Genomic DNA, 3,284 nt, shown 5'->3' on the forward strand with positions numbered 1-3,284 from the left:
GGTCGAGACTCGCGGGTCGCCGGCAGTACGACGGTGAAGACGCTGCCCTCCCCCGCGGTCGATTCGACGGCGATGGATCCGCCATGAGCGGCGACCAGATCACGTGTGATCGTCAACCCCAAACCGTTGCCCGGCACGGACGGCACGGCTCGGAAGAACCGCTCGAACACTCTCGCGGCCGCATCGGGGACCATGCCGATACCGGTGTCGGCGACCCGAACCGTCGTGTGAACGCCGTCGGTCGAGGTGGATGCCGTCACCCGGCCACCGTCGCGATTGAACTTCACCGCGTTCGCCACCAGATTGTCGACCACCTGTCGGATGCGGGCCGGATCGGCGTACGCCTCGGCCGCACCCGACTCCTCCACGCGAAGGTCGACGAAGCGCCCCTCTGCGACCGGCTCGAGCCCTGCCGCTGCAGCGCGCACGATCTCGGTCATGTCGACGACGCGAGGGTGCAGGCGCGTATCGATCGACGACCCCGACCGCGACGACGCCGACAGGATGTCGGTGACGATCCCCAGCAGCCGCTCGCTGTTGCGGTACGCGGTGTCGACCTGTCTGCGAGCGTCATCCGAGAGCCCACCACCGTCGAGCGCCAGCTCGAGATACCCGAGGATCGACGTCAGCGGGGTGCGAAGCTCGTGGGAGATCGAGGCGACGAGGTCGTCGCGCACCCGCTGCGCGTCCCGCTCCGCCGTGATGTCGCGGACGATCAGCAGCGCTCCGGCCGGGGCTCCGTTGTGATCGGTGAGATGGCGCCCGGCGAAGGCGAACGCGCGTCGGCGGCCGTCGGCGAGCGCGAACCACAGGACGACGTCGTCGAACGACTCCTGGCGCTGCAGACGCACCAGCGGATGCTGCTGAGGATCGAGCGGCACCAGCTTCTCGTCGGTGACGGCATCCTCACCGCCGCTGCCGGGAAGGAATCCGGGGATGCGGCCGAAGCGGAGGAGCGCATCGTTCTCGAGGACGACCTCACCCGCGGCGGAGAGGCGGATGACTCCGAAGTCGACCGTGTCGAGCACCTCGCTGACCAGCTGCTCCTGACGCAGCGCCTCGCGGTGCGCCGCCGACACGCGCACCGCCTGACGGTCCAGCAGCATCCGTTGCGCGCGGAAGCGACGGGAGGACGTGTAGCTGGCAGCGCTGACGGCGACGATGACGACCGGAAGGAGGACCACCGCGTACGTCCCCGCCGGCGAAGCGCCGGTCGCGAGGATGCACCAGTATGTGAGCGGGATGCCGACCACCGAGATCGCGAACCCCGCCCGCCCGATGGCCGACAGCCACATCGCCGGAAACACCCACAGCAACCCGAACGCGGCGTTCGGCTCGGCGATGCGCATCAGGGCGATCGCCACGATGTCGACGATCGGGATGACGGTCACCGCGTACAGCGGCAAGCGGGACCAGGGCACTGCGAGGCCCGCCACTCCCCCGAGGACGACGAGCAGCACCGCGATGCCGAAGAGGCCGCCGTCGGTGAGGGATGCCGTGGCGATGCCGATGAAGAACAGCACGCCGACCACGGCGCACAGCACGAGCTGATTGCTGGCCGCGGCGCGGTCGCGCAGCTGGCCGCGGATGCGGCCGTCTGCGGGCGCAGTGGGGCTCGGGGGGCTCGCCATGGGACGACGTTACAGCCGGGGAGCCCGCGACGGCAGGAGGTGACGGCACAGGGCCGCCGCCCGGACGGATCCGGGGCGACGGCCCTGTGCGAACGCGGTGCGGCTCAGCGGCCCGACAGCTTCTCGCGGAGAGCCGCGAGAGCCTCGTCGTCGGCGAGGGTTCCGCCGCCGTTCGAGGAGTCGGACGAGAACGACGACGCGCCGGTCTCGATCGGAGCGGCGGCCTCGGCCTCGAGCGTCTTGGCGACGGCGAGCTTGTGCGCCTCCCAGCGAGCCTGGGCAGCGGCGTACTCCTGCTCCCACTTCTCGCGCTGAGCGTCGAAGCCCTCGAGCCAGGCACCCGACTCGGGGTCGAAGCCCTCGGGGTACTTGTACTCGCCGTTCTCGTCGTACTCGGTCGCCATGCCGTACAGCGCCGGGTCGAACTCGGTGCCGTTGGGGTCGACCGACTCGTTCGCCTGCTTGAGCGAGAGCGAGATGCGACGACGCTCGAGGTCGATGTCGATGATCTTGACGAAGACTTCCTCGCCGACCGACACGACCTGCTCGGCGAGCTCGACGTGCTTGCCCGACAGCTCGGAGATGTGCACGAGACCCTCGATGCCGTCCGCGACGCGGACGAAGGCACCGAACGGAACCAGCTTGGTGACCTTGCCCGGCGCGACCTGACCGATCGCGTGCGTGCGGGCGAAGACCTGCCACGGGTCCTCCTGCGTCGCCTTCAGCGACAGGGAGACGCGCTCGCGGTCGAGGTCGACCTCGAGGATCTCGACGGTGACCTCCTGGCCCACCTCGACGACCTCGGAGGCGTGCTCGATGTGCTTCCAGGACAGCTCCGAGACGTGGACGAGACCGTCGACGCCGCCGAGGTCGACGAACGCACCGAAGTTGACGATCGACGAGACGACGCCCTTGCGGACCTGGCCCTTGTGCAGGTTGTTGAGGAACGTGGTGCGCGACTCGGACTGCGTCTGCTCGAGCAGGGCGCGGCGCGAGAGAACGACGTTGTTGCGGTTCTTGTCGAGCTCGAGGATCTTGGCCTCGATCTCCTGGCCGAGGTACGGCGTGAGGTCGCGGACGCGGCGCAGCTCGATGAGCGATGCGGGCAGGAAGCCACGCAGGCCGATGTCGACGATGAGACCACCCTTGACGACCTCGATCACGGAACCGGTGACGACACCGTCGTTCTCCTTGATCTTCTCGACGTCACCCCAGGCACGCTCGTACTGCGCGCGCTTCTTGGAGAGGATGAGGCGTCCTTCCTTGTCCTCCTTCTGGAGAACGAGGGCTTCGACCTCGTCGCCGACCTTGACGACCTCGTTGGGGTCGACGTCGTGCTTGATGGAGAGCTCGCGCGAGGGGATGACGCCCTCGGTCTTGTACCCGACGTCGAGGAGGACCTCGTCGCGGTCGATCTTCACCACGGTGCCTTCGATGAGGTCGCCGTCGTTGAAGAACTTGAGGGTCTTCTCGACCGCGGCCAGGAAGTCCTCAGCAGATCCGATGTCGTTGATGGCGACCTGCTTGGTGGCCGGGGCGGTCGTTGCGGTAGTCATGTAGTGGGTTGTCCTTGTTGGGTTGGATATCGGGCTCCGGCGCGAGGTGATCGCGCAGCGGCAGACGGACGAAGACGAACGAATGCCCCGCCGGAGC

Annotated in this window: 2 protein-coding genes; both read right to left on the minus strand. The window is 68.3% G+C overall.

Features of this window, described 5'->3' with window-relative positions:
• Positions 1-1,631 (minus strand): sensor histidine kinase (locus I5I_RS01740; RefSeq protein ID WP_036315680.1); only part of this gene is annotated, 1,631 nt, incomplete at its 3' end.
• Between the two features lie 104 nt (positions 1,632-1,735).
• Positions 1,736-3,187 (minus strand): 30S ribosomal protein S1, encoded by a 1,452-nt coding sequence (gene rpsA, locus I5I_RS01745; protein WP_036287953.1) that lies wholly within the window; start codon positions 3,185-3,187, stop codon positions 1,736-1,738.
• Positions 3,188-3,284: the final 97 nt, after the last annotated feature.

The sequence above is a fragment of the Microbacterium sp. B24 genome, from assembly GCF_000333415.1.
Classification (GTDB): domain Bacteria; phylum Actinomycetota; class Actinomycetes; order Actinomycetales; family Microbacteriaceae; genus Microbacterium.

Excerpts from the sequence above, each read along its gene's own strand:
- rpsA (WP_036287953.1), bottom strand. The coding sequence starts at position 3,187 with ATGACTACCGCAACGACCGCCCCGGCCACCAAGCAGGTCGCCATCAAC.